Origin of the sequence: Sphingopyxis sp. BE235 (assembly GCF_031457175.1) — a bacterium.
Taxonomy (GTDB): domain Bacteria; phylum Pseudomonadota; class Alphaproteobacteria; order Sphingomonadales; family Sphingomonadaceae; genus Sphingopyxis.
Map to the genome: position 1 here is coordinate 346,888 of NZ_JAVDWC010000003.1, position 22,447 is coordinate 369,334.

Annotated in this window: 22 protein-coding genes; 13 read left to right on the top strand and 9 right to left on the bottom strand. The window is 66.4% G+C overall.

Annotated elements, in window-relative coordinates:
- The first annotated feature begins 4 nt into the window (after positions 1-4).
- The 7 genes from kdpC (at position 5) to J2X38_RS15355 (ending at position 7,192) form a co-directional block, all read left to right on the top strand.
- The gene (gene kdpC / locus J2X38_RS15325) at positions 5-595 is read left to right on the top strand and encodes a potassium-transporting ATPase subunit KdpC (protein ID WP_310255266.1); all 591 of its coding nucleotides are present in this window, start codon (positions 5-7) and stop codon (positions 593-595) included.
- Positions 592-3,264, top strand: coding sequence for a sensor histidine kinase KdpD (locus J2X38_RS15330; protein ID WP_310255267.1), 2,673 nt, complete (start codon positions 592-594; stop codon positions 3,262-3,264). The genes kdpC and J2X38_RS15330 overlap by 4 nt, the downstream gene beginning before the upstream one ends.
- Positions 3,261-3,986, top strand: a complete 726-nt coding sequence (locus J2X38_RS15335; protein ID WP_310255268.1) for a response regulator transcription factor — start codon at positions 3,261-3,263, stop codon at positions 3,984-3,986. The genes J2X38_RS15330 and J2X38_RS15335 overlap by 4 nt, the downstream gene beginning before the upstream one ends.
- A 63-nt stretch (positions 3,987-4,049) precedes the next feature.
- Positions 4,050-4,229: a hypothetical protein gene (locus J2X38_RS15340; RefSeq protein WP_310255269.1), complete on the top strand. Its 180-nt coding sequence runs from the start codon at positions 4,050-4,052 to the stop codon at positions 4,227-4,229.
- 110 nt (positions 4,230-4,339) lie between these two features.
- Positions 4,340-4,684 (top strand): hypothetical protein, encoded by a 345-nt coding sequence (locus J2X38_RS15345; RefSeq protein WP_310255270.1) that lies wholly within the window; start codon positions 4,340-4,342, stop codon positions 4,682-4,684.
- Between the two features lie 116 nt (positions 4,685-4,800).
- Entirely contained in the window at positions 4,801-5,619 is an 819-nt protein-coding gene (locus J2X38_RS15350; RefSeq protein ID WP_310255271.1) for a TorF family putative porin, read from the top strand.
- A 184-nt stretch (positions 5,620-5,803) separates the two neighbouring features.
- A complete protein-coding gene (locus tag J2X38_RS15355; RefSeq protein ID WP_310255272.1) occupies positions 5,804-7,192 on the top strand; it encodes an exopolysaccharide biosynthesis polyprenyl glycosylphosphotransferase in 1,389 nt (462 codons plus the stop codon).
- 21 nt (positions 7,193-7,213) lie between these two features.
- Here J2X38_RS15355 and J2X38_RS15360 read toward each other — a convergent pair whose 3' ends face one another.
- From J2X38_RS15360 to J2X38_RS15370, 3 genes are read right to left on the bottom strand one after another with little or no spacing between them, the layout of a single operon-like run.
- Positions 7,214-8,212 (bottom strand): polysaccharide pyruvyl transferase family protein, encoded by a 999-nt coding sequence (locus J2X38_RS15360; protein WP_310255273.1) that lies wholly within the window; start codon positions 8,210-8,212, stop codon positions 7,214-7,216.
- Positions 8,209-9,690, bottom strand: coding sequence for a lipopolysaccharide biosynthesis protein (locus tag J2X38_RS15365; protein ID WP_310255274.1), 1,482 nt, complete (start codon positions 9,688-9,690; stop codon positions 8,209-8,211). Before J2X38_RS15365 ends, J2X38_RS15360 begins: the two co-directional genes overlap by 4 nt.
- The gene (locus J2X38_RS15370; protein WP_310255275.1) at positions 9,680-10,441 is read right to left on the bottom strand and encodes a glycosyltransferase family 25 protein; all 762 of its coding nucleotides are present in this window, start codon (positions 10,439-10,441) and stop codon (positions 9,680-9,682) included. Before J2X38_RS15370 ends, J2X38_RS15365 begins: the two co-directional genes overlap by 11 nt.
- A gap of 223 nt (positions 10,442-10,664) precedes the next feature.
- Here J2X38_RS15370 and J2X38_RS15375 point away from each other — a divergent pair, with 223 nt between their 5' ends.
- The 4 genes from J2X38_RS15375 to J2X38_RS15390 are packed head-to-tail and all read left to right on the top strand — an operon-like array spanning position 10,665 to position 14,708.
- Positions 10,665-11,534: a glycosyltransferase family 2 protein gene (locus tag J2X38_RS15375; RefSeq protein ID WP_058537283.1), complete on the top strand. Its 870-nt coding sequence runs from the start codon at positions 10,665-10,667 to the stop codon at positions 11,532-11,534.
- Positions 11,534-12,499: a glycosyltransferase family A protein gene (locus J2X38_RS15380; RefSeq protein ID WP_310255276.1), complete on the top strand. Its 966-nt coding sequence runs from the start codon at positions 11,534-11,536 to the stop codon at positions 12,497-12,499. Before J2X38_RS15375 ends, J2X38_RS15380 begins: the two co-directional genes overlap by 1 nt.
- Positions 12,496-13,413: an endonuclease/exonuclease/phosphatase family protein gene (locus J2X38_RS15385; RefSeq protein WP_310255277.1), complete on the top strand. Its 918-nt coding sequence runs from the start codon at positions 12,496-12,498 to the stop codon at positions 13,411-13,413. The genes J2X38_RS15380 and J2X38_RS15385 overlap by 4 nt, the downstream gene beginning before the upstream one ends.
- Positions 13,410-14,708, top strand: coding sequence for an outer membrane beta-barrel protein (locus J2X38_RS15390; RefSeq protein WP_310255278.1), 1,299 nt, complete (start codon positions 13,410-13,412; stop codon positions 14,706-14,708). The genes J2X38_RS15385 and J2X38_RS15390 overlap by 4 nt, the downstream gene beginning before the upstream one ends.
- Before the next feature lie 7 nt (positions 14,709-14,715).
- Here the strand turns inward: J2X38_RS15390 and J2X38_RS15395 are convergent, their stop codons facing one another.
- Genes J2X38_RS15395 through J2X38_RS15405 form a run of 3 tightly spaced genes read right to left on the bottom strand, consistent with a single transcriptional unit; the run spans position 14,716 to position 17,182 of the window.
- Complete coding sequence (locus J2X38_RS15395; RefSeq protein ID WP_310255279.1) at positions 14,716-15,441, bottom strand: serine acetyltransferase; 726 nt, start codon at positions 15,439-15,441, stop codon at positions 14,716-14,718.
- On the bottom strand, positions 15,441-16,004 hold the full coding sequence (locus J2X38_RS15400) for a polysaccharide biosynthesis/export family protein (RefSeq protein WP_058537279.1): 564 nt from the start codon (positions 16,002-16,004) through the stop codon (positions 15,441-15,443). Before J2X38_RS15400 ends, J2X38_RS15395 begins: the two co-directional genes overlap by 1 nt.
- Positions 16,001-17,182, bottom strand: a complete 1,182-nt coding sequence (locus tag J2X38_RS15405) for a glycosyltransferase (protein WP_310255280.1) — start codon at positions 17,180-17,182, stop codon at positions 16,001-16,003. Before J2X38_RS15405 ends, J2X38_RS15400 begins: the two co-directional genes overlap by 4 nt.
- A 186-nt stretch (positions 17,183-17,368) precedes the next feature.
- Between J2X38_RS15405 and J2X38_RS15410 the strand changes: the two genes are divergently transcribed.
- Together J2X38_RS15410 and J2X38_RS15415 are read left to right on the top strand one after the other, a co-directional pair.
- Entirely contained in the window at positions 17,369-18,529 is a 1,161-nt protein-coding gene (locus J2X38_RS15410; protein WP_310255281.1) for an acyltransferase, read from the top strand.
- 15 nt (positions 18,530-18,544) lie between these two features.
- Positions 18,545-18,817: a hypothetical protein gene (locus tag J2X38_RS15415; RefSeq protein WP_310255282.1), complete on the top strand. Its 273-nt coding sequence runs from the start codon at positions 18,545-18,547 to the stop codon at positions 18,815-18,817.
- Here J2X38_RS15415 and J2X38_RS15420 read toward each other — a convergent pair.
- The 3 genes from J2X38_RS15420 to J2X38_RS15430 are packed head-to-tail and all read right to left on the bottom strand — an operon-like array spanning position 18,814 to position 22,404.
- A complete protein-coding gene (locus J2X38_RS15420; RefSeq protein ID WP_310255283.1) occupies positions 18,814-20,004 on the bottom strand; it encodes a glycosyltransferase family 4 protein in 1,191 nt (396 codons plus the stop codon). The two genes, J2X38_RS15415 and J2X38_RS15420, sit on opposite strands and share 4 nt — an antisense overlap.
- A 37-nt stretch (positions 20,005-20,041) precedes the next feature.
- Positions 20,042-21,055 carry an NAD-dependent epimerase/dehydratase family protein gene (locus tag J2X38_RS15425; RefSeq protein ID WP_310255284.1) on the bottom strand — a complete coding sequence of 338 codons (1,014 nt, stop codon included), beginning with the start codon at positions 21,053-21,055 and terminating at the stop codon, positions 20,042-20,044.
- The gene (locus J2X38_RS15430; RefSeq protein WP_310255285.1) at positions 21,052-22,404 is read right to left on the bottom strand and encodes a UDP-glucose/GDP-mannose dehydrogenase family protein; all 1,353 of its coding nucleotides are present in this window, start codon (positions 22,402-22,404) and stop codon (positions 21,052-21,054) included. Before J2X38_RS15430 ends, J2X38_RS15425 begins: the two co-directional genes overlap by 4 nt.
- Between the last annotated feature and the right edge of the window lie 43 nt (positions 22,405-22,447).

Genomic DNA, 22,447 nt, shown 5'->3' on the forward strand with positions numbered 1-22,447 from the left:
GACAATGAACAAGGATTTCATCACCTCGCTGCGTCCGGCGCTCGTCATGACGCTGCTCTTCGCGCTGCTCCTCGGGCTCGCTTACCCGCTGGCGCTCACCGGCATCGGGCAGGCGCTCTTTCCGAACCAGGCGAACGGCAGCCTCGTCGAGGAGAATGGCCGGGTTATCGGTTCGACCGTGGTCGGCCAGGCCTTCGCGTCGGAACGCTATTTCAACACGCGCCCCTCGGCGGCGGGCGACGGCTATGACGGGCTCGCCTCGTCGGGCTCGAACCTCGGGCCGACGTCGCAGGCGCTCGTCGACCGGGTGCAGGGCGATGTCGGGAAATTGAAGACCGCCGAACCCGGCAAGGCCGTGCCGTCGGACATGGTGACCGCCTCGGGTTCGGGGCTCGACCCCGATATCACGCCGGAGGCCGCGCTCTATCAGGTCGACCGCGTCGCAAAGGCGCGCGGGCTCGATGCGGCGGCGGTTCGCGGGCTCGTCGAACAGAGCGTCGACCAGCCGCTGCTCGGCTTTCTTGGCGAGCCGCGCGTCAATGTGTTCAAGCTCAATCGACGGCTCGATGCTTTTGGGGCTAAACCCGCCGCGTGACAGGAAATGATCGACCATCTCCCGAAGCCTTCCTGCGTCAGGCGGCGCAGGAAGGCCGCGGCCGTCTGAAAGTGTTTCTCGGCGCGGCGCCCGGTGTCGGCAAGACGTGGGAGATGCTCACCGACGGACGGCAACGGCGCGAGGCGGGCGTCGATGTCGTGATCGGAGTGGTCGAGACGCACGGCCGGCGCGAGACCGAGGCGCTGGTCCACGGCCACGAGATCATCCCGCGCCGCGACGTCGACCACCAGGGCCATAGTCTGGGCGAAATGGACATCGACGCGATTCTCGAACGCCGCCCCGCGCTCGTGCTCGTCGACGAGCTTGCGCATAGCAACGCGCCCGGCAGCCGTCACCCCAAGCGGTATCAGGATGTCGAGGAACTGCTCGATGCGGGGATCGACGTCTATTCGACAATCAATATCCAGCATGTCGAGAGCCTCAACGACGTCGTCGCCTCCTTCACCCGCGTCCGCGTCCGCGAAACGGTGCCCGACTCGATCCTCGAAAATGCCGAGATCGAGGTCGTCGACATTCCGCCCGACGAGCTGATCGAGCGGCTGCGCGACGGCAAGGTCTATATCCCGCAGGAAGCGACGCGCGCGCTTACCCATTTCTTCTCGAAATCGAACCTGACCGCGCTGCGCGAACTCGCGCTGCGCCGCGCGGCGCAGGCGGTCGACGCGCAGATGCTCGAGCATCTGCGCAGCCATGCGCTTGCGGGCAGCTTCGCGGTCGGCGAACGGATCGTCGTCGCGGTCAGCGAGCTGCCCGTCGCCGCCGAGCTTGTCCGCGCGGGCAAGCGGCTCGCCGACGCGCTCAGGGCGCCGTGGAGCGCGGTCTATATCGAGACGCGGCGGAGCCAGAGCATGACCGACGACGACCGCCGTCAGCTCGCTGACACGCTCGCGCTCGCCTCGCGGCTCGGCGCCTCGACCGCGACCGTGCCCGCGGCGAGTGTCGTCGAAGGGCTCCGCGCTTTTGCCGGCGACGCGCGCGCGACGCAGATCGTCATCGGCAAGTCGAGCCGTCCCTGGTGGTTCGAGCTGCGCCACGGCTCGGTCGTCGACCAGCTCGTGCGGACGATCGACGATGTCGCGGTCCATGTGCTGCCCGGCGAGCCCGCCGCAAAGCCCGGCGGGCCGCGCAACCGGATCGTCGCCCCCGGACGCTGGGGCCGCCCGGCCGACTATATCTGGTCGCTGGCGATGGTCGCCGCGATAACGATACTCGCGCGCCTGCTCCTCGTCGCGATCGACCTTGGCAATATCGCCTTGCTCTATCTTGTGCCGGTGATGTTCGCCGCGGCGACCTTCGGGCTGCGCGCTGGGCTGTTCGCGGGCCTTGCGTCGAGCCTCGCCTATAATTTCTTCTTCCTGCCGCCGACGGGCACGCTGACCGTCAACAATCCCGAAAATGTCGTCAGCATCCTCGTGCTGCTCGGCGTCGCCGTGGTGACCAGCCAGTTTGCCGCGCGGGTGCGCGCGCAGGCCGACCTGGCCCAGACGAGCGCGCGCCAGAATGCGGCGCTCGCCAGCTTCTCGCGGCAGCTGACCGCGGCGCCCGATCAGGACACGCTGATGCACGCGATCTGCGCCGAGGTGGGGCGGCTTCTCGACGTCCGCACCGCGCTGCTGCTGCCGACGGCCGACGGCCCGATGCTGCGCGCCGCGGTTCCGCCCGAAGACCGGCTCGAGCAAATCGAGCGCGCGGCGGCGCAGTGGGCGATGGACAATGAACAGCCGGCCGGGCGCGGCTCGTCGACTCTCACCGCGTCGGACTGGCTGTTCCATCCCTTGCGCACGACGCGCGGGGTGCTCGGCGTGCTCGGCATGACGCGCGACGACGCGCGCGAGCCGGTCCGTTCGGATCAGGTGCCGCTGTTAATGAGCCTTCTCGATCAGGCGTCGATCGCGCTCGACCGCATGGAACTGGAGGAAGAATCGCTTCGCACGCGGCAGGTCGACGAACGCGACCGGCTGCGCTCGGCGTTGCTCTCGTCGGTCAGCCACGACCTTCGGACCCCGCTCACGACGATCCTCTCGGCCGCGCAGGAAATCCGGCGCAATCCCTCGGCGCTGTTGGCCGAGACGATCGAGACCGAGGCGCTGCGGCTCAACCGCTTTGTGTCGAACCTGCTCGACATGGTGCGGGTTGAGGCGGGGGCGCTGCCGATGAAGGTCGAGGCGACCGACCTGTTCGATGCCGCCGCCAGCGCGGCGCACGATACGCGGGCGTCGCTGCTGGGGCATGAGGTAAAGGTCGATATTTCGCCCAATATCCCGCTGGTGCGCGTCGATCCGGTGCTGCTCCACCACTGCCTGATCAATCTGCTCGACAATGCCGGGCGCTATGCCGACCCCGGCACGCCGATCACTATTCGCGCGCGGCGCGCAGCCGATGCCATATCGATGTCGATCATCGATCAGGGGCCGGGGATCGCGCACGGGAACGAGAAGCGCGTCTTCGAAACTTTCACCCGTCTCGAAGGCAGCGATCGCGCGAAGCACGGCACCGGCCTCGGGCTCGCCATCGTCAAGGGGTTTGCCGAGGCGATGGGCCTGTCGGTCGAGGCGAGCAACAATGACGATCCGCACGGCGCCTGCTTCACCATTCGGATCCCCGAGCGGCTGATCATCACGCATCTGGACGACAAGGAACAACCATGAAAGTGCGTCACAAGGTATTGGTCGTGGACGACGAGCTGCACATCCGCCGCCTGATCCATGCCGCGCTGGCGCGCGCCGAATATGCGATCGTCGAAGCCGAGAGCGCCCGCGAAGCGCTCGAAATGCTTCGCGACGAGCGCCCCGATATCGTGCTGCTCGATCTGGGGCTGCCCGATCGCGACGGACTGGAACTCGTGCCGCTCGTCAAGCAACAGTCGGACACGACCTTGATCGTCGTCTCGGCGCGCGACGCGACCGACCAGAAGGTTGCCGCGCTCGATCTGGGCGCCGACGACTATCTGACTAAACCCTTCGACACCGACGAATTACTGGCACGCGTGCGCGTCGCGCTGCGCAACCGCATGACCCGCGACGGCGGGATGCTGGCGGTGACCGCGGGCGATGTGACGATCGACCTCATCGCCCGCACCGTCGCCAAGGCGGGCCGCGAGGTCCATCTGACGCCCAAGGAATATGCGGTGCTGGCGCAGCTCGCGCGGCACCCGGGACGCGTCATCACGCACAACCAGATCATGGCCGAAGTCTGGCCGCGCGAGGTCGACCATCATGTCGAATATCTGCGCGTCCTCGTCCGCACCCTGCGCCAGAAGCTGGAGACCGACCCGCAACAGCCGCAGATCATCAGCAACGAGCTCGGGATCGGCTATCGCCTGCGGTCGGTCAGCGATACGCCCGGCGAGGAAGCCGGGCGGGAGCATTAAATCGCGCAGATTCTATGCCAATCATATGAAGTTGGGATGGACCTGCTCTCGATTTAAAACGTTGTGAACGCCTATCTAGTCGCGATGACAGGCGACGATTTCAAGAACCATCCGGGAGCCGCGCGGCCGTCGCGGCACGACCGGGTCATCGACTGGCTGGGCGCGCAAGGGCCCTCGGCGCTCACAATCTATATGTGCGCCATAGTGGCTCTGGTCGCCTTTGTTGTCGACAAGATGAGCTGAACCCGGCTCGCCAAAATTATACGCAATCTCAATGCGCCGCGCCATTCCCCGATCTCGAATTCCTACGCGATGATGCGTAATTGGTCGGCCTCCCTGCTGGAGGTTGCACGATGAAGAAATGGCATGAAAACCGCGCCGCCGATATCGGCCTGCGCGCCGCGGGCGCGGCTCTGCTCGGTATCGGCTGGCTGCTTGCCCTGAGGCTCCATCACATGGCCCAGACGATCGGCCCGCGCGATGCGAATTCGCTGATGATCCTGTTGTCGGCGGTGACCTTCCTCTGCGCGAGCGCCGGAAGCGCCCTGCTGTTTCTCGGCGCGGGCCTTTGGGAGAGTGTCGAGGTTTCGGCGCGATGGAAACGCGTGCCTCCGCTCGCTTCCAATGCGTCGTTTTCCGTCGAACGTGATCCGGGGAATGACGTCGAGCCGGCGATGCACAGTCGATCCGCCGCATAACGAAAACACTATGCAATTGATCGCCCGCCACTCTCGATTTCCAATGCCGCGCTGATCTAGTTGGGCGTCCTCGCCAGCCTCCCCACTCCGGAAAGAGGCCAGTTCAAGAGGACAATATGAAGACCATTATCTCAGCCGCCGCGCTTCTCGCGGGACTTTCTCCGGCCGCCGCTTTCGCACAAGATGAAGAAGCAAAATCCGTCACGATCACGGGATCCGCGACCATCGCGTCCGATTACCGTTTCCGCGGTGTGTCGCAGTCCGACGAGGAAATGGCCGTTCAGGGCGGCCTGACGCTGACCCATCAAAGCGGCCTTTATGCGGGCGTCTGGGCGTCCAACCTCGCCGGCTGGGGCACTTTCGGCGGCGCGAACATGGAACTCGACCTGATCGGCGGTTATAAATTGCCGCTGAGCGACAAGGCCGCGCTCGATGTCGGGCTCGTCTGGTATATGTATCCCGGCGGCGCCGATGAATCGGATTTCGCCGAGCCTTATGTGAAGCTGTCGGGAACGGCCGGACCGGCGACTTTGACCGCCGGGGCCGCCTATGCGCCCAAGCAACATGCGCTCGCCAATGTTTCGAACGCGCCGAACAGCCGCGGGCAGAGCGACGATAACCTCTATCTGTGGGGCGACGGCGCGGTCGCGATTCCCGGCACGCCCTTCACCGCAAAGGCGCATATCGGCCATTCGGACGGCAATCCCGGACTCGGCCCCAACGGCACCAGCGTCGCCCCGACGGGGAGCTACTGGGACTGGTCGCTCGGCATGGACGCCAGCTGGCGCAACCTGACGCTGGGCGTGTCTTATATCGATACGAACATCAGCAAGTCCGAAGCGGCGCGCCTGCAGCCCAATTTCAGCAAGGGCGGTGACGGGACCGGTTCGATTGCCGACGCCGCGGTGGTGGCCAGCCTGACCGCAGCCTTCTGATAAAGACACGGCCCGGGCGGTTCGCGCCGCCCGGGCCGTTTCGTCCGCATTGCGGCGTACCTATTGGTATCCACACGGATCATCCTGTATCCGGCACGTGCCCGCGCGGCCCGCTTGTATTCCCTGGCGTCCAAGACATGTTGCATTGCAACAATATAGCCAACCCCAGGGAGCTCCCCATCCCATGACCAAGATCGACTTGGCGCTCCAAGGCGCACCCATTCGAACGCCGCTCGCGAAGGCGGCGCGGCGCGATGCCAAGATATGGCTCTGTTTGGGACTGATCGCCTTGGACGCGGCGGCGCTCGCGGTGGGCTTCGCCGTGACGTTGATGATCGAGCAGCCCCGGATCATTTCGGAAGGATTGTTGACTGCGATGCTGGGCGCACTGTTCGTCCATTTCGCGATCGCCTTTCAGAATCAGGCCTATAATCCGCGCTGTCTGACCCGTCCGGTCAAAAGCGTTCGCCAGACATTGCTGTCGTTCGCGACGACCCTGTTCGTCTTCCTGCTCGTCGCTTTCTCGCTGCGGATCACCGGCAAGGTGCCGCGTTTGGCGATCGGCATGGGCATGGTGACCGCGGTGACGCTATTGGTGGCGCAGCGGCTTTTGATCTGCCGCATCGTGCGCCGGGCTTTCGGCGATATGACCGCCGAACTGGTCATTGTCGATGATGCGAACCTGCCCGCGTCCTACCTCGATCGCGAGATCATCGACGCGCGCGAGTCGGGGCTCCGTACCGATCTCGACGACCCCTATATGCTCGATCGCCTCGGCACCGTGCTGCAGGATTACGACCGGGTGACGATCGTTTGCGCGCCCGGGCGTAAGGTCGAATGGGCCCGCGCGCTGAAAGGCGTCAACATCGTCGGCGAGATCGTGATGCCCGAGATTGCCGAGCTGGGGCCGCTCACCACGCGCCAGCGCGGCGGGGTGACGACGCTGGTTGTGTCCTGGGGGCCGCTCAACCGCGCCAACCGGGTGAAGAAGCGTGCGCTCGACCTCGCGGTGACGATTCCGGCGCTGATCCTGCTGTCGCCGCTGCTGTTGATTGTGGCGCTGGCGATCAAGCTCGATTCGCCGGGCCCGGTCTTTTTCCGTCAGGAGCGGATGGGGCGCGGCAACCGCATCTTCCGCATCCTGAAATTCCGCAGCATGCGCGCCGAGACGACCGACGCGAACGGCGCGCGCTCGGCGAGCCGCGACGACGACCGGATCACGCGCGTCGGACGCTTCATCCGCGCGACGAGCATCGACGAGCTGCCACAGCTGATCAACGTGCTGTCGGGCGAGATGAGCCTCGTCGGGCCGCGCCCGCATGCGCTGGGCTCGACCGCCGGGAACGAGCTGTTCTGGCGGGTCGACCGGCAATATTGGCACCGTCACGCGCTGAAGCCCGGAATTACCGGGCTCGCCCAGATCCGCGGCTTTCGCGGCGCGACCAATACCCGGCGCGATATTCTGGACCGGCTCGAATCCGATCTGGAATATCAGCACGGCTGGTCGCTGCTGCGCGACGTTTCGATCCTCGCGCGCACCGCGCAGGTGCTGGTACACCGCAACGCCTATTGAGCGGCGCCCCGTGGACGGCGCTCAGCCGTCCACGATTTGCGGGGCGCGGCAGGCCAGCGCGGTGTCGAAAGCTTCGGCGCGATTTGTCGCGCGCATCAGCCCCGCATAATCGCCCGTCCATTGATCGGCGAAGCCCGCGACCTTGCCATAGCTGTTGTCGAGCAGCACGTGCGGGATGTCGAGCAGCAGCGAGAGAATGTGCGCGTGCAGCCGGTCGGTGACGACCAGCTCGCCGGTGGACAGCATCGCAAGGCCGCGCTGGAAGCGCCAGTCGGCCAGACGCTGCTGCCGCGCGGCGCGCTGCACCATTGGATCGCGGGTGAGGAGGCGGCCGAGTCCCAGCGACAGGCGCAGGCGGCGTTTCTGGCCGGCATCCTCTTCGAGCCAGTCGTCGGCAACGACGCCCGCGGGCAACGCGGCATCGCCGGGGGCGCGTTCATGGTCGGTGCGCAGCAGCGCGAAGACCGGCGCGGTGGCGGGGTCGCGCCGCTGGCGGCCGAGCATCAGCGCGGCATCGGGGCAAAGCCGGATATCGCAATCGAAATGCTGCTCGGCAAAGGCGAGCGAGCGCGCATCGCGGACGAGCAGGGTGAATTGCCCGTGCGCGCGGATCGCCTCGGCCATTTCGGCCGCGGCGGCGGGATCGGCATAGTGGAGCGACTGCGGCATCTGGACGATCGGGTGGCCGCGGTGCGTGCGGAGAAGGTGAAGCCGGAACGCTTCATGTTTGGGCCAGAGCGTCCCCATATTGCCGCCGCCGTGGATCAGGATCGGCCCGTCACCGATCGCCGCGCGGCACGCCGCGTCGTCGAAATCGGCGATCGCCGAATAATAGGCGGGAAGGCGGCCGGACTTGCGCAGATACGCCATTTCGCCGAGCCAGATCGCCGAATCGCCGACATTGGAGTGGTCGGGGAAGTCGACCAGCGCGAGCGGGCCCGCGGGGATGACGGCATCGAGCGTGCGCGTGAAACGCTGGGCGAGTTCGCCGACGAGCTGGTCGGCGGTCTTCTTGGTCATATCGGGCTCTTTCTGAAGCGTTTGAACAGGAACAGGAAACGGCCGCGCCACGCGCCGGAGATGGCGAGCAGCGCAATTGCGTAGAAGAGCGCGCCGATCGCGGTGAGCAGCAGCAGCGATTGCCAGCCCGCCAGATGCGTATCGAGCAGCCGCATCGCGATCGCGAGCGCGACGCCCATCACCGATGAGGCGATGAGCGGCGCGCCGACCGCGCGCAAACTGTCGACCGGACGGATGCCCGAGGCGCGGCGGAGCAGCCAGATCTGCAATGGCAAGGTGAGATAGGCGCGCCCGACGTAAGAGACGGCGACCGCGAAAAGCCCGTAAGGGAGCGCCGCGAGCGTCAGGATCACGCCGAGGACCAGCTGCGTCGTCGAGAGCGAAATCAGGCTGCGCGACGCGCCGAGGACGCTGAGCGAGGGCGAGGCGAAGAAGTTGAGCGTGAAGGGCACCGCCATGAAGGCGAATATTTGCGCGAGCTGGCCGGCTTCGGCCCATTTGGCGCCGAACACGGTGGGGATCGCGATCGGCGCGAGCGCGCCGAAACCGACGAGCGCGGGAAAGGAGAGCGCCGACGCGCGCGCAATCATCCAGCGATAGGCTTTGCGCAGTTCGGCGGGGTCGTCCTTGACCCGCGCGAGCGTCTGCACCGCGACCTGCGTGAAGGGCTGGATCGCGCCGCGGCCGATCAGCTCGACGGTGCGCCAAGCGGTGCGATAGACGCCCACCGCGGCGAGCCCGATCCCGGCGCCGATCGCCATCTCCTGCACGCGCACCGTAGCGAGAAAAGCGAGCTGGACATAAATCAGGCTGGCGTTGAGCATGATGTTGCCGCGCAGGATAACCCAGTCGAATTGCCAGCCCGGTTTCCAGTCATAGGAGGCGCGCGAGAGCACGACCCCGACGATCTCGGTCACGAGGCGCTGGATGACGAGGCTCCAGAGGCCGAGCCCGGCAAAGGCCGCGGCGACCGCGCAGGTGCCGCCGATCAGCCCGCCGACCACCGAGCGCAGCGCGGTGGTGCGATGCCCGAACTCGCGCAGGCGCAGCGCCATATGCGTGGCGCCGAAGGAGGAGATCGGCAGCGCGAGGCTCATAACCGCGAGCGGCAGCGCGATATCGGGCGCGCCCATCCAGTTCGCGATCGGCTGCGCGAGCGCCATGATCAAGAGGGCGGAGAGAAAGGAGAAGGCCTGCTGCGAGCGATAGATGGTGTCGAGAAAGGCCGGGGTGATCTCGCGCTTGCGGGCGATCGTCTGCACAAGGCCGGCGGTGGCGATGATGCGGAAGGCTTCGGCGGTCACCGCCATCACTGCAAAGGCGCCGATATCCGCGCGCGTCAGCAGGCGCGCGAGGATCACGAAGACGACGAACGAGAAGATCTGGTCCGACAGGAAACGCGTGATCGTCCAGCCGATCGAGCTGCGACTGCGCGCGCGTAACCCGTCGTCGAAGCGGGCGGGGAGGTCAGCGCTCAAGCAGGCGTCTCGCTTTCAGCATCCGCATGCGTGCGCGTTCGAGAGCGCGCCAGGCCTTTTGCCTTATCGAATGATAGAGCGGATCGGCCTTGGGGCCGAAGCGCGAATTTCCAATGTCCGACACGATCGCGGCTTCGAGGATCGGCGCGGGATAGAGCGCGAGATTGGGCAGGCCGTGCGCCCACGACCGATCCATTTCGTCATCGATCGGGCGGCGGACGATGCGGCAATGATTGGCGAGGCGCCGCGCCCCTTCGAGCGTGATCGCATAGCCCTGCGTGCCATAGGCGAGGCCGACCAGCTCGACGATCGCGCGCGAATGCTGGAGGAAGTCGCGCCGCACGACGCGCTGCCACGTCGGCCGTTTGGCGTAGAGGCGCAGATAGTCGATGCCCTCGGCGTGAAGATCGGTGCGTGCGAGCGGTTCGAGATAGGCCCAGTCGACCACCGTATCATCCTCGAGGACGATCGCCTGCCGCACGCCGCGCGCGACCATGTCCTGCCAGATCGAGAAATGGCTGGCGTAGCAGCCGATCTCGCCCTTGCTCATTGGCCGGCCCTTGTTGCTGCGGATCGCAGGCTCGTCGATCGTCATCCCCGGCGCCGGGCCGGTGCAGGCATCGAAGAAACGCCACGCAAGCGAGGTGCCTGCCGCGCGCGCGGCAAAGGCCGCGCGGCGCGCCGAGGCTGATTCGAGGGACACCACCAGGACTTCGGTGGTTTTGCCCGATTCGGGTAGGGAATCACCCACTTGGATCGCCTTTTTGCTTGCGGTTGCGCATGGCTGCGCGGTTCAGAACCAACGACGGGCCGACGCGATCCTTGGTAGCGGGCAATTATTTGAGAGCGAAGGCACCGGCGCTCCGGTCGTCCGGTCAACGGGGCAACTCGTCTTCGCAGGTGCAGCATATTGTTGACCGGCATGCCGTCGGCAGCCGATTGGACCGTCGCGGGGGCACTGGACAGGCGTATCTATGTTTCAAGTCGCAGTCGTCATACCCGTATGGAACGGCGAAGCCGTGCTGGGCCGTTGTCTCGCCGCGCTCGCGCGCCAGACGCTCCCACGCGCGGCCTATCAGGTCATCGTCGTCGACAACGGATCGAGTGACGCAACGCGCGAGATTGCGCGCAGCTATCTGGGTGTCGAGCTGCTCGAAGAGCGCCGCCCGGGCTCTTATGCGGCGCGCAACCTCGCGATCGGGCGCGTCCGCGCGCCGATCATCGCGTTTACCGACGCCGATTGCGAACCCGCGCCCGACTGGCTCGAGCAAGTGCTGCGCGCGGCGGCAGCGAATCCAGGGTTCGGCGTGCTCGCCGGCAAGATCGAGCTGTTCGACGAAATCGCGCAGGAGCGCGAGGTGTTCGGCGATTACGAGCGGCTGTTCAGCTTTCCGCAGGCGCACGCCGCGCGCGGCAATTGCGCGACCGCCAATTGGGCGAGCGAGACGGCGTTGCTGAAGGCGCTCGGCGGGTTCGACGCGGCGCTCAAATCGGGCGGCGACCGCCAGATGGCGCTGCGCATTCGCGAAAGCGGTCATCCGCTTGTCTATGTGCCGGCGATGGTGGTGCGCCATCCGGTGCGCGCGAGCCGCGCCGAGCTGGTGCGCAAGCGGCAGCGATTGAGCGGTGGGCGCTGGGATCGCACCCGGCGGCGCCCGCGCCTTGCCCATGTGCTCGGGATTACGGCGGTCGATACAATCCGGCGGCTGCGCCGCGCGGCGATCTCACGCGAATTGTCGTTCCGGCGCCGGCTGGCCGTGATGTGGCTGACATTGGAACTCGCCGGGGTGGCGGTGAGCGAATATCTCAATCTGGCGGGGGGACGAAAGGCAGCACGCGACTGATGACTCCTCCCCATGACGCTCCACGATTTTCCGTGGTGATGCCGCTCTATAATAAGGCCGCGCACGTGCGCGCCGCGATCGAAAGCGTATTTGCCCAAACGTTTCCGCCGCACGAAATATTGGTGGTCGACAATCGTTCGACCGACAGCGGGCGCGAGATCGTCGCCGCGATCGGCGACGCGCGGATCCAGCTGCTCGACCTCTCGACGCCGGGGCCGGGCGGCTATGCCGGGCGCAACATCGGGATCCGTGCGGCGCGCGGCGACTGGATCGCCTTTCTCGATGCCGACGACCTGTGGCAGCCCGATCATCTCGCGGCGCTCGCCGAAGGCATAAGCGCTGATCCGAGCGTGCGTGCGGCGGCGACGCGGTTCGACCATGTGTTCGAGGATCGCTCGCAGCCACAGCGGATCGCGCCGGAGCTGGAGCAGCCGCAAAGCCTCGACCTCGCGGGCTTTCTTGCGGCGTGGCTGACGGTGCGCGAATGTCCGATGTGGACCGGCGCGATCGCGATCCGGCGCGATACGCTGTTCGAGGCGGGGCTGTTTCCCGAAGGGCGCGCGGTGCGCGGCGGCGACAAGGACCTGTGGTTGCGGGTGCTCGGCAAAGGGGCGCTGCGTTATGATCCGCGCGTCACTGCGGTCTTTCACCGCGACAGCGACAACAAAGTGAGCAAGTCGACGACGACGCTCGACGTGCCATGCCTGGTCGAGACCGCGCGCGGGATGCTTGCCGGGGCAGGCGCGCGCGAGACGGCGTTGCTGCGGCGGCTCGTGAATCAGGAAATCGCGCATTACGCCCGTTATGCGATGAAATATCCGGGCCGCACGGCGATCCGGGTCGGCGATCTGTATCTGCCCGAGGGGGCGGGCACCGCGGCGCTGCTGCTTGCGGCGAAGCTGATCCCCGCATCGGTCCGGCAATCGAGCTATGCCCTGCGCAACCGGCTGCGCGCCCGCGCGTGAAGCTGGTACGCATCTTTGGCACCCTGCTGGCCGGCGGGGCGAGCCTCGCCGCGTGGCTGTCGCTCGCTGGCGGGTTGCTACCGATGCTCGATGTGCTGGCGTCGTTCCTGCCGCTATTTGGCGTGGCGGTGCTGGTAGGATTGCTGCTCGCCCGGCCGCGCCTGCGCAGGGCTGTCGTCGCAGCCCTGGTTGGCCTCACGCCGGTCGCGATTGGCGTGATGCCCGAACTGACGCGCGCGATTCCGGCCGCGCAAAAGAGCACGACCCGGATCCGGCTGCTCACCCACAATGTATGGCAGAGCAATCGCGACCCCGCCGATACCGCGCAGGCGATCATCGACGCCAAGCCCGATGTCGTGATGCTGCAGGAGGTGGATGGCAGTTTCCGCCCGATGCTAGCGGCGCTGGATCAGCATTTCGCTTTTTCCACCAAATGCCCGCCGGGCTGCGACCTCGCGATCTTCTCGCGCTGGCCGATCGTGGACAGCGATTATTTCCTGAAGGATCCGGGGGGGCGCAAATTCGGTCCCGCGATGCTCTGGGCGCGGGTAGCGGAGCCCGGCGGCGATCCGTTCACCGTGGTGACGCTCCACTATCCCCGCCCGACATCGCGCGATCAGACGGTGCGCAGGCGCGATGTAGCGCGTGCATTGGCACGGATCGAACGCGGGTCCTTGATCGTTGGAGGCGACATGAACCTGACCCCCTGGGCCGCGGCGATGCGTGAGCAGGACCGCGCCTTCGCTCCGCTCACCCGCATGACGCGCGCGCTGCCTAGCTGGCCGCGCGCCTTTCCCGTGCTGCCGATCGACCAGCTTTATGCCGGACCCGACTGGGGACTGGTGTCGGCGCGGCGGTTTCCCGCCACCGGATCAGACCATCTGCCGCTGCTCGTAACGCTGGCCCGCCGATGAAGCGCGCGATCACCTTTGCGCTGCTCGGCAGCTGCGGTTTCGCGGTGCCTGCGCTCGCCCAGCAATCGGATGCGACCGACGGGCTGGGATCGGTTTCGAGCGAGAACAGCTTCGGGCGCGACCGCAATATCGGCGTGCTCGAACGCCGCCGGCCCGATTATACGCCCGAGCCGATCCAGCTCGGCGTCCTCGAACTGATGCCGCGCATGGCGATCGGCGCGGGCTATGACGACAATCTCTATGCGCAGGAGGACGACCGGATCGGCGACGCCTATCTGCGCATTCGCCCGCGCGTCTCGCTGGTGCGGCCCTCGCCGACGCTCAAGCTGTCACTCGATGGCGAGCTCGACCTCTTGCGCTACGCCGACCGGGCAAGCGAGAACGCCACGCAATATTCGGTGAATGCGGGCGCGCTCTATACGATCAGCAAGTCGGACACGCTGAACCTGACGCTGCGCAACGGGCGCTACAGCCAGGAACGCGTCTCGCCCGATAGTCCGACGCAGGCGTCGCGGCCGGTCCGCTTCACGCTGAGCGGAGCGACCGCGACCTATACGCATGTCTTCAACCGGCTGCGCGTGCGCGGCGTGGTCGATGTCGAGAACCGCAATTACAGCAACAGCGTGACGCCGCTCGGCGATCCGATCGACCAGGATTTTCGCGACCACACGACTTACACCGGCACGGCGGTCGGCGAATATGCACTGAGCCCGAGTATCGCGCTGTTCGTCGCGGGCTCGCTCAACAAGCGCGATTATCGCGAGCGCATCGGGCCGGTGGCGGCGCGCGATTCCAAGGGTTTCGAGCTTGCCGGCGGCGCGAGTTTCGAACTGGGCCGCAAGGCGCGCGGGGCGCTGCGGCTCGGCTATTTCCAGCAGGATTACCGGCCGGTCGAGTTCGAGGACGTCTCGGGCCTCCTCGTGCGCGGCGAGCTGGCCTATTTCCTCACCCCGCTGGTGACGATCACCGGCACGGTCGACCGCGGCATCAAGGAAACCGGCGTCAATGGCGCGACGGGCTATCTCGCGACCAATATGACGCTGCGCGCCGATTACGAGCTGCTGCGCAACCTGATCATCAGCGCGGGCGGCGAACTCGAGAAGCGCGACTTCAACAATATCGACCGCAAGGACGACCGCTGGACCTGGCGCGGCAGCGCGTCGTATCTGGTGAGCAAGCGGATGGCGCTGCGCTTCGACGTCCAGCGGCGCACCCAGTCGAGCTGGGGCGCGACGGCGGGCCGCGAATTCACGGACAATCGCGTTTCGGTGGGGCTGACCTTCTCGGGCCTGTAAGGCCCGGTCAGCCGGGCTTTGTCCGAGATCCGTAAAGCGCACCCTCGCACGCTGCGAGCAGTTCGGGCGGCGCGAGGCGGTTGATATAGCCGTCGGACCCCTGATCGGAGAGCAGCTTCGCGGGGATGCCGCCGACGACGCCGCGCTCGGGCACGTCCTTGGTCACCACGGCGTTGGCGCCGATCGCGGCCTCGGCGCCGACATGAATGCCGCCGATTACCTTGGCGCCCGACCCCAGAAAGGTGCGATCGCCGATCACCGGCGCACCGCGCCGGTGGCCGCGGTTCATATAGCCGAGCACGACGCCGTGGGTGATGTTGACGTTGCTGCCGAGCACCGTGTCGCCGTGAAAATAGAAACCGCCGAAGCGATTGAGGAACAGGCCGGGCCCGATCTCCATATATTCGGGGATCGCGAAGCCATATTTATAGCGCGCGCGCAGCAGCAGCCATTTGGCAAAGGGATAGAGGCCGAACGCCTTGGCGGGCTTGAGTTTGAGCCAGCCCGTCGTGCGCATCAGCACCGTATATTTATAGCCCGGGGTGAAGGCATAATGCTTCGCGAAGGCGCCGAAGCTGACGCGTCCCGCATAGCGATAAAGATCGGCGGCGAGCAGTGCCTTGAGCTTAGCGAAGCTCACCGGACAGCCGCGAAGATGCGGCTTTCCCGTCTCGTCGGACACGGGTTCTTCGAACGCCGGAACGGGCGTCAGCGATGCGGTCGCCATATCCATCAGAAATAGCGTTCGCCGAAGCGGATCGTATCGCCGGGAAGCACCGCGAAATCGGCGCTCATCGGATATTCCTGCTCGCCGGCTTCGCCCGCGCGCTTCAGGAAGACGCGCTTTTCGTTGGCGCGATAGGTGAAGCCGTCGGCCTTCGCGACCGCGCCGCGGATGGTGAGGCCCTGCGTATAGGGATATTCGCCGGGCTTGTTCACTTCGCCGAGGATGTAGACGGGGCGGAAATTGGCGACCTGGACCGAAACCTGCGGTTCGAGCAGATAGCCGTCGCCGAGCTTTGCCTCGATCGCTTTGGATAGTTCTTCGGTCTGGAGCCCCGCCGCCTTGACCTCGCCGATCAGTGGGAAGGCGATCGTGCCGGCGGGCGAAACCTCGAAATCGCCGGTGAGTTTCTCTTCGCCATAGGTCGCGACCTTGATCTTGTCGCCCGGCGAAAGGACGAAAGCGGTGGCGGGAGGCGGCGCGGCGCCGCTGCCCGCGAGCGGGGTTTGCCCGGCGCATCCGCCAAGAGCGATCAGCGCCCCCGCCAGTGCGATCTGCATGTGCCATTTCATGAACTTACTCCCGGACGATAGGCTGATATGTCTTCGATTTCGGACGCGGCGGACAGCGCGCGCAGCGCCGCCTCGATCCGCGCCCAGTAATTTGCGGCCGCCTGCTCGACGCCATAAGCCAGCGAGCGCTCGCGCGCCTTCGCGCCGCAGGCGCTGCGGCGCGGCTCGGCGAGCACGTCGACCAATGCCGCGGCAAAGGCTTCCACGTCATCGGTCGGCACCAACGCACCGGAATCGACATCGATCCGGCCGCCGATCGCATCGCGCGACCGGCCGGCCAGAATTTCGGATGGACCCGACGCGCAATTCGTCGCGACGACGGGGATGCCACACGCCATCGCCTCGACCAGCCCGTTGGGGAAGCCCTCGGCGTTGGAGGGCATCGCGTAAGCTTGCGCGCGCGCAACCACTGCGAAGGGGTTGGCGACGAAGCCGGGCATGTCGACCCGGTCGGCGATTCCAAGCGAGGCGGCGAGTGCTTGAAGCGCGCCGCGCTCGGGCCCTTCGCCGAGGATGACGAGGCGTTCGCGCGGCGAAGCCTGCGCATAGGCGCGCAGAAGGAGCGGAAAATTCTTGTTCGGCATGAGCCGCCCGGCCGAGACGATATAGGGATCGGCAGGCACGAAGGCAGGCGGCTCGGCGGCAAGCTCGGCGATGCGCCGATGGTCGACCGGGTTGGCGATCGCCGACATGCGCGCGCGCTCGACGCGGAAATTAGCGGCAAGATCGTCGACGACGCCGTCGGACACCGCGATGACATGCGCGGCGCGCGGATAGACGATGCGGACCATCGCCTTGGCGGCGCGCGCATCGCCCAGATGGGCGCTGGTGTTGACCCGCTCGCTGATCAGCCACGGCCGGCGCCGCCCCGCCATCGCCCAGGCGTTGGCGATATTGGCGCGCGTCAGGAAGCTGAGCGTCGCATCGGGCGACACGCGTCCGACGAGCGCGCGCAGCTGGGTCAGGCTCGGCAGCAATTTATGCCGGGCACCCAGCTGATGAACCTCGACCCATTCGGGTACGTCATAGGCGCGCGGCTCGTCGTCGAGCAGCGCGAGATGGATGTCGTAGCGAGCGCGCCAGGGCACCGATCCGGCCAGCAGAGTGGCCAGAACGCGCTCGGCGCCGCCCCCCGCGAGCGAGTTGATCGCGAATAAAATCCGCTTTCGATGCAGCATGGTTCCTCGTTGGAGTCTCGGGCGGAATTCGCCTCTGGAGAACGCTTACCACGGGCATTTGTTGCAGTGCACACAGGTCCGCCCGCTTCATCGTCCCGCAGGGGCAACTGGCCGATTTAAAGGGGTTTCACGCCGCGAGGCGTCTATCAGAGCGAACATCGACGGACGATTTTGCGGAGGTATTTAATGGACATTCGGCGAGTCGAGTGTCTGGACGGCCTGCGCGGCGTCGCGGCCCTCTGGGTGCTCATCGGGCATATGATGATCCTGACCGGTTTCCGCTTGCCGCTGATCGGCAAGCCGGATCTGGGGGTGGACCTGTTCATCCTGCTCTCGGGCTTCCTGATGATGTACCAGTACCGGCTGCGCGCGGGCAGCGAAGACTGGGATGCGCCCGGCACCTGGGCGGCTTTCTGGACGCGCCGCTTTTTCCGGCTGGCACCGCTCTTTTATGTAACGCTCGCGGCGGCGCTGATCGCGGGGCCGTCGATCTATGCCGACCGCGTCGCGATCGACAGCTTCCTCGGCCAGGCGCTCCAGCCGGCCGAGCGCTATACCGATGCGAGCCTCACCAATATCGTGATGCACTTGACCTTCCTGTTCGGATTGCTGCCCGAATATGCCTTTCGCACGCCGCTGCCCGACTGGAGCCTCGGGCTCGAAATGCAGTTCTACCTGCTCTTTCCCTTCCTCATCCTGCTCGGACGGCGGATCGGCTGGGTGCCCGCGGCGCTGGTCGCGGCGGGCGGCGGTGTGGCCATCGCCTTGCTCGCCGGAGCGGCGGGGCTCGACTATCCGATGCCGTCGTTCCTGCCATTGAAGCTCCAGCTTTTCCTCGCCGGCATGCTGATCGCGACCGGTCCGGGGGAGAGCCGCGCGCGGCTATGGTCGCGGCTTGGCGCGGCGATGCTGCTTGCCGCGATCCCGATCGGGGGCGATCAGGATCTGCTCCATTTCGCGGTGCGCGAACTGCTCGTGGTCGGATTTTTCGCGCTGGTTCATTGGCATTCGCTCGGTGTGATCGGCTGGGTTTCGCGCCTGCTCGGCAGCCGGCCCTTTTATTGGCTGGGCGAGCTTTCCTATGGCACCTATCTGATCCATCTGCTGATCCTGCAGCCGGTCGCGGCGGCGGTGATTGGACAGTTTGGTATCGGGCTCGGCGCCGCCGGGCGGTTCGCGCTGACCGGAGCGGTCGTGGTGCCGGTGACCTACGCGCTTGCCTTTGTGACTTACAAGCTGGTCGAGCTGCCCGGACAGCGGCTGGGCAAGGCGATGATCAAGCGCGTGGCCGGGGGCAGCACGCCGCGCGCGCTTCAGACCGTTCCCGAAAAGATCGCCGCGCCCTAGCAACAGGATATGGAAATGGATCGACGAACGCTTCTGACTTCGATCGCGGCCGCGGCGGCCGGCAGTGCATGCACCGCAAAGGACGCGGGATCCGAAAAGACGGGACGGCCGACGCTGGCGATCGATTCCGACGGGCCAGGGCGCTGGCGGATCCGCAGCTGGGAGCTGCGGGAAAATGCGTGGCACCCGCGGATCGCGCGGGCGACGCGGACCGGTGCGGGTGTCGAAGTCAGTGGGCCGATCGATGCGGCGGACCGGGCGAAAGTCGTCGCCCGGCTCGGCGCCTAAGCTTCCACCGCGTCGGTATAGGTCGAAGTGCGCGGCGCCGTGCGGCCCGGCGCGAGCGTCGCGCGATAGACGTCGAGCGTGTCCTCCGCCGCCTTGTCCCAGCTGAAGCGCGCGCGTACGGCGTCGCGGTCGACCTGAAAATCGGCACAATCGGCGTTCAGCCGCTCGGTGAGCGCCGCGACATCGCCAACCGGGAAATAATTCGGCGCGTCGAGCCCGATGTCGAGATTGGCCGAGATGTCACTCAGCAGCATCGGCGCGCCGCAGCTCGCCGCCTCGAGCGCCGCGATCGGAAGACCCTCGTGATAGGAAGGCATCACGAACAGCGTGCAATGCTCGTAGAGGCACTTCAGCGTCGCGCGTGACTGGACGCCGGCAAAGATAACGCGATCGCTGGCGCGTGCGAGCAGTTCGCGGGCATATTCGCTCTCGTGATCGGCCGAGCCGGCGATCACCAGCTTGGCGGTGCAATTCGACCGCTCATAGGCGTCGATCAGGTCGTGCAGGCCTTTTTCGGGAACGAGGCGGGCGACGGCGAGGAGGAAGTCGCCGTCCTTGAGGCCCAACCGTTCGAGCACGAGCGCCGGGTCGGCATCGCCGGGCAGGTCCGATGTGCCGTTGGGAATATAGGAGATCGCGTGCGCGCGTTTCGGAAAGCTCTGCCGCAGCTGCGCGGCGAGCGAGGGCGAAACGGCGATGACGCGGTTGGCGAAGCTCAGCGCCAGCCATTCGCCGGCGCGCAGCGCGGTGCGTGCGAAGAGGCCCCATTTCGCGCGGTGATAATCGGTGCCATGGTGCGTCACGACCACCTTCAAACCGAGCATCCGGGCCAGCGGCGCGAGCAAGCCGGGGCCGATCGCATGGATATGGATCAGCCCGGCACCGCGCTTGCGGGCGGAAAGGACCGCGAGCAGGGTCGACACCACCGCCTCGAGATTTTGCGAGCGCGGGCAGGGGATGCCGATAATCTCGACGCCGCGATGCTCGCCCACCGGCTCGGGCAGATAGGGTGCGCGGCCGAGCACGACCGAACGGTGATCGGGCCAGATCGCCTTGATGCGCGGGAGAAGCTCCTCGCAATGGCTTTCGATCCCGCCCATCACATGCGGGAAGCCGCGAAGGCCGGTCACGCAGATGACGGGCGCGCCCGCGGGGGCGCTGGAAGACAGACTTGTCCGTTGCAGCATTGTTAAACTCCATTAGCGCCCGGCCGGATTTCCCGGCTCAGGCCACCGCTGCCATCGGCCCTCTTCCACCATTTTCTATTTCGCCCAGATACCAGTCGACGAACCGCTCGATCCCCCGCGCAAGCGGGACCTTGGGGCTGTATCCGGTGAGCGCGTTGATCGCCGAGATGTCGGCGTAGGTCGCGGTCACGTCGCCCGGCTGCATCGGCCGCATCAGCTTGATCGCTGGCCGGCCGAGCGCGCGTTCGAGCACCGCGATCATGTCCATCAGCCCGACGGGATTGCAGTCGCCGATGTTGAGCAGCCGGTTTTCACCGCCCGCCGGCGGCCGGTCGAGCACACCGACCACGCCGTCGACGATGTCGTCGATATAGGTGAAATCGCGCGCCATCCGGCCTTCGCCGTAGACCTCGATCGGCTGGCCGAGCAGGATCTTCTGCGCGAAACCATAATAGGCCATATCGGGCCGGCCCCAGGGGCCATAGACGGTGAAGAAGCGCAGCCCACTGAGCGGCAGGTGATAGAGCTTGGCATAGCTTTCGCTCATCAGCTCGCAGCTGCGCTTGGTCGCGGCATAGAGCGAGACCGGCGCGGTGCAGGGCTCGTCCTCGCGAAAGCCGGTGCCGCCGAGCGGGCGGTCGCCATAGACCGAACTCGACGAGGCATAGACAAGATGTTCGATATTGCCCGCGTGGCGCGCCGCCTCGAGCACCGCGAGATGCCCTTTGAGGTTGCTGTGCTCATAAGCGAAGGGGTTTTCGAGGCTGTAGCGCACGCCCGCCTGCGCGGCGAGATGGACGATCCGGCGGATGCCGTTCGCCTCGACCAGTTCGCTGATTAGCCCGGGGCTCGCGATGTCGCCGTCGATCAGCCGGAAGTTGAAATTGTCCGTCAGCCGCGCGATGCGCGCCTTCTTGAGCGCGACGTCGTAATAGTCGGTGAAATTGTCGAGCCCGAGCACGCGTTCGCCGCGCGCGAGGAGCCGTTCGGACACCGCATGGCCGATGAAGCCCGCGGCGCCGGTTACCAGGATGGGGCTCTCGTCGGTCACGCGGCGTGCCTTTCGTTCGCGGCTGCGGCATCGTCGGCGGGCTGGCCCGGCCGACCGATGCCGACGTAGCGCAGGCCCGCTTCCTCGGCCCGCGCGGGCGGATAGATGTTGCGGAGGTCCACGAGCACCGGGTCGGCCATAGCGGCCTTGAGGCGCTTAAGGTCGAGCGCGCGGAACGCGTCCCATTCGGTGACGATCACCGTCGCCGCCGCGCCTTCGGCGGCGGCATAGGCGGAGGATGCATATTCGACGTCGCTCAGCACCGCCTTGGCTGCGTCCATGCCCTCGGGGTCATAGGCGCGGACCTTGGCGCCGGCATCCTGCAGCGTCTGGATGATCGCGATCGACGGCGCGTCGCGCATGTCGTCGGTATTGGGTTTGAAGGTCAGGCCGAGCACCGCGACGGTGCGGCCGCGCACCTGTCCGTCCATCGCGGCGATGACCTTGCGGCCCATCGCGCGCTTGCGCTGATCGTTCACCGCGACGGTCGCCTCGATCAGCCGCAGCGGCGCATCATGATCCTGCGCCGTCTTCATCAGCGCGAGCGTGTCCTTGGGGAAGCAGGAGCCGCCATAGCCGGGGCCGGCGTTCAGGAATTTGGCCCCGATCCGGTTGTCGAGCCCGATGCCGCTGGCGACCTCCTGGACGTCGGCACCGACCTGTTCGCACAGGTCCGCCATTTCGTTGATGTAAGTGATCTTCATCGCGAGGAAGGCGTTGGCGGCATATTTGATCAGCTCGCTGGTGCGACGGCTGGTGAAGACGATCGGCGCCTTGTTGAGCGAAAGCGGGCGATAAACCTCTTTCATCGGCGCCCGCGCGCGTTCGTCCTCAATGCCGATCACGACGCGGTCGGGGCGCTTGAAATCCTCGATCGCGGCGCCTTCGCGCAGGAATTCGGGGTTGGAGGCGACGGCGAATTCGGCGGCGGGGTTGCACTCGCGGACGATGCGCTCGACCTCGTCGCCGGTGCCGACGGGCACGGTCGATTTGGTGACGATCACGGTGAAGCCGGAGAGTGCTCCGGCGATCTCGCGCGCCGCGTCATGGACATAGGAGAGGTCGGCATGGCCGTCGCCGCGGCGGCTGGGGGTGCCGACCGCGATGAACACGACATCGGCCGCGCCGACCGCCTCGGACAGCTCGGTGGTGAAGGCGAGATTGCCCGCGGCGACGTTGCGCGCGACCAGGTCGTCGAGACCGGGCTCATAGATGGGGATGCCGCCGGCCTGAAGACGGGCGATCTTGTTCGCGTCCTTGTCGACGCAGGTCACATGATGGCCGAAATCGGCAAAACACGCGCCCGAAACGAGACCGACATAGCCGGACCCGATCATTACGATACGCATTACGCGTTGCTCCCTTTTTATATGAAGTCGGCCTTTTGCTGCA

Coding starts and splice junctions, on each gene's coding strand:
- J2X38_RS15420 (WP_310255283.1), bottom strand. CDS start 20,004: ATGCTGCAACGGACAAGTCTGTCTTCCAGCGCCCCCGCGGGCGCGCCC.
- J2X38_RS15405 (WP_310255280.1), bottom strand. CDS start 17,182: ATGCTGCATCGAAAGCGGATTTTATTCGCGATCAACTCGCTCGCGGGG.
- J2X38_RS15415 (WP_310255282.1), top strand. CDS start 18,545: ATGGATCGACGAACGCTTCTGACTTCGATCGCGGCCGCGGCGGCCGGC.
- J2X38_RS15390 (WP_310255278.1), top strand. CDS start 13,410: ATGAAGCGCGCGATCACCTTTGCGCTGCTCGGCAGCTGCGGTTTCGCG.
- J2X38_RS15410 (WP_310255281.1), top strand. CDS start 17,369: ATGGACATTCGGCGAGTCGAGTGTCTGGACGGCCTGCGCGGCGTCGCG.
- J2X38_RS15375 (WP_058537283.1), top strand. CDS start 10,665: ATGTTTCAAGTCGCAGTCGTCATACCCGTATGGAACGGCGAAGCCGTG.
- J2X38_RS15380 (WP_310255276.1), top strand. CDS start 11,534: ATGACTCCTCCCCATGACGCTCCACGATTTTCCGTGGTGATGCCGCTC.
- J2X38_RS15345 (WP_310255270.1), top strand. CDS start 4,340: ATGAAGAAATGGCATGAAAACCGCGCCGCCGATATCGGCCTGCGCGCC.
- J2X38_RS15400 (WP_058537279.1), bottom strand. CDS start 16,004: ATGAAATGGCACATGCAGATCGCACTGGCGGGGGCGCTGATCGCTCTT.
- J2X38_RS15360 (WP_310255273.1), bottom strand. CDS start 8,212: ATGACCAAGAAGACCGCCGACCAGCTCGTCGGCGAACTCGCCCAGCGT.
- J2X38_RS15395 (WP_310255279.1), bottom strand. CDS start 15,441: ATGGATATGGCGACCGCATCGCTGACGCCCGTTCCGGCGTTCGAAGAA.
- kdpC (WP_310255266.1), top strand. CDS start 5: ATGAACAAGGATTTCATCACCTCGCTGCGTCCGGCGCTCGTCATGACG.
- J2X38_RS15355 (WP_310255272.1), top strand. CDS start 5,804: ATGACCAAGATCGACTTGGCGCTCCAAGGCGCACCCATTCGAACGCCG.
- J2X38_RS15350 (WP_310255271.1), top strand. CDS start 4,801: ATGAAGACCATTATCTCAGCCGCCGCGCTTCTCGCGGGACTTTCTCCG.
- J2X38_RS15430 (WP_310255285.1), bottom strand. CDS start 22,404: ATGCGTATCGTAATGATCGGGTCCGGCTATGTCGGTCTCGTTTCGGGC.
- J2X38_RS15335 (WP_310255268.1), top strand. CDS start 3,261: ATGAAAGTGCGTCACAAGGTATTGGTCGTGGACGACGAGCTGCACATC.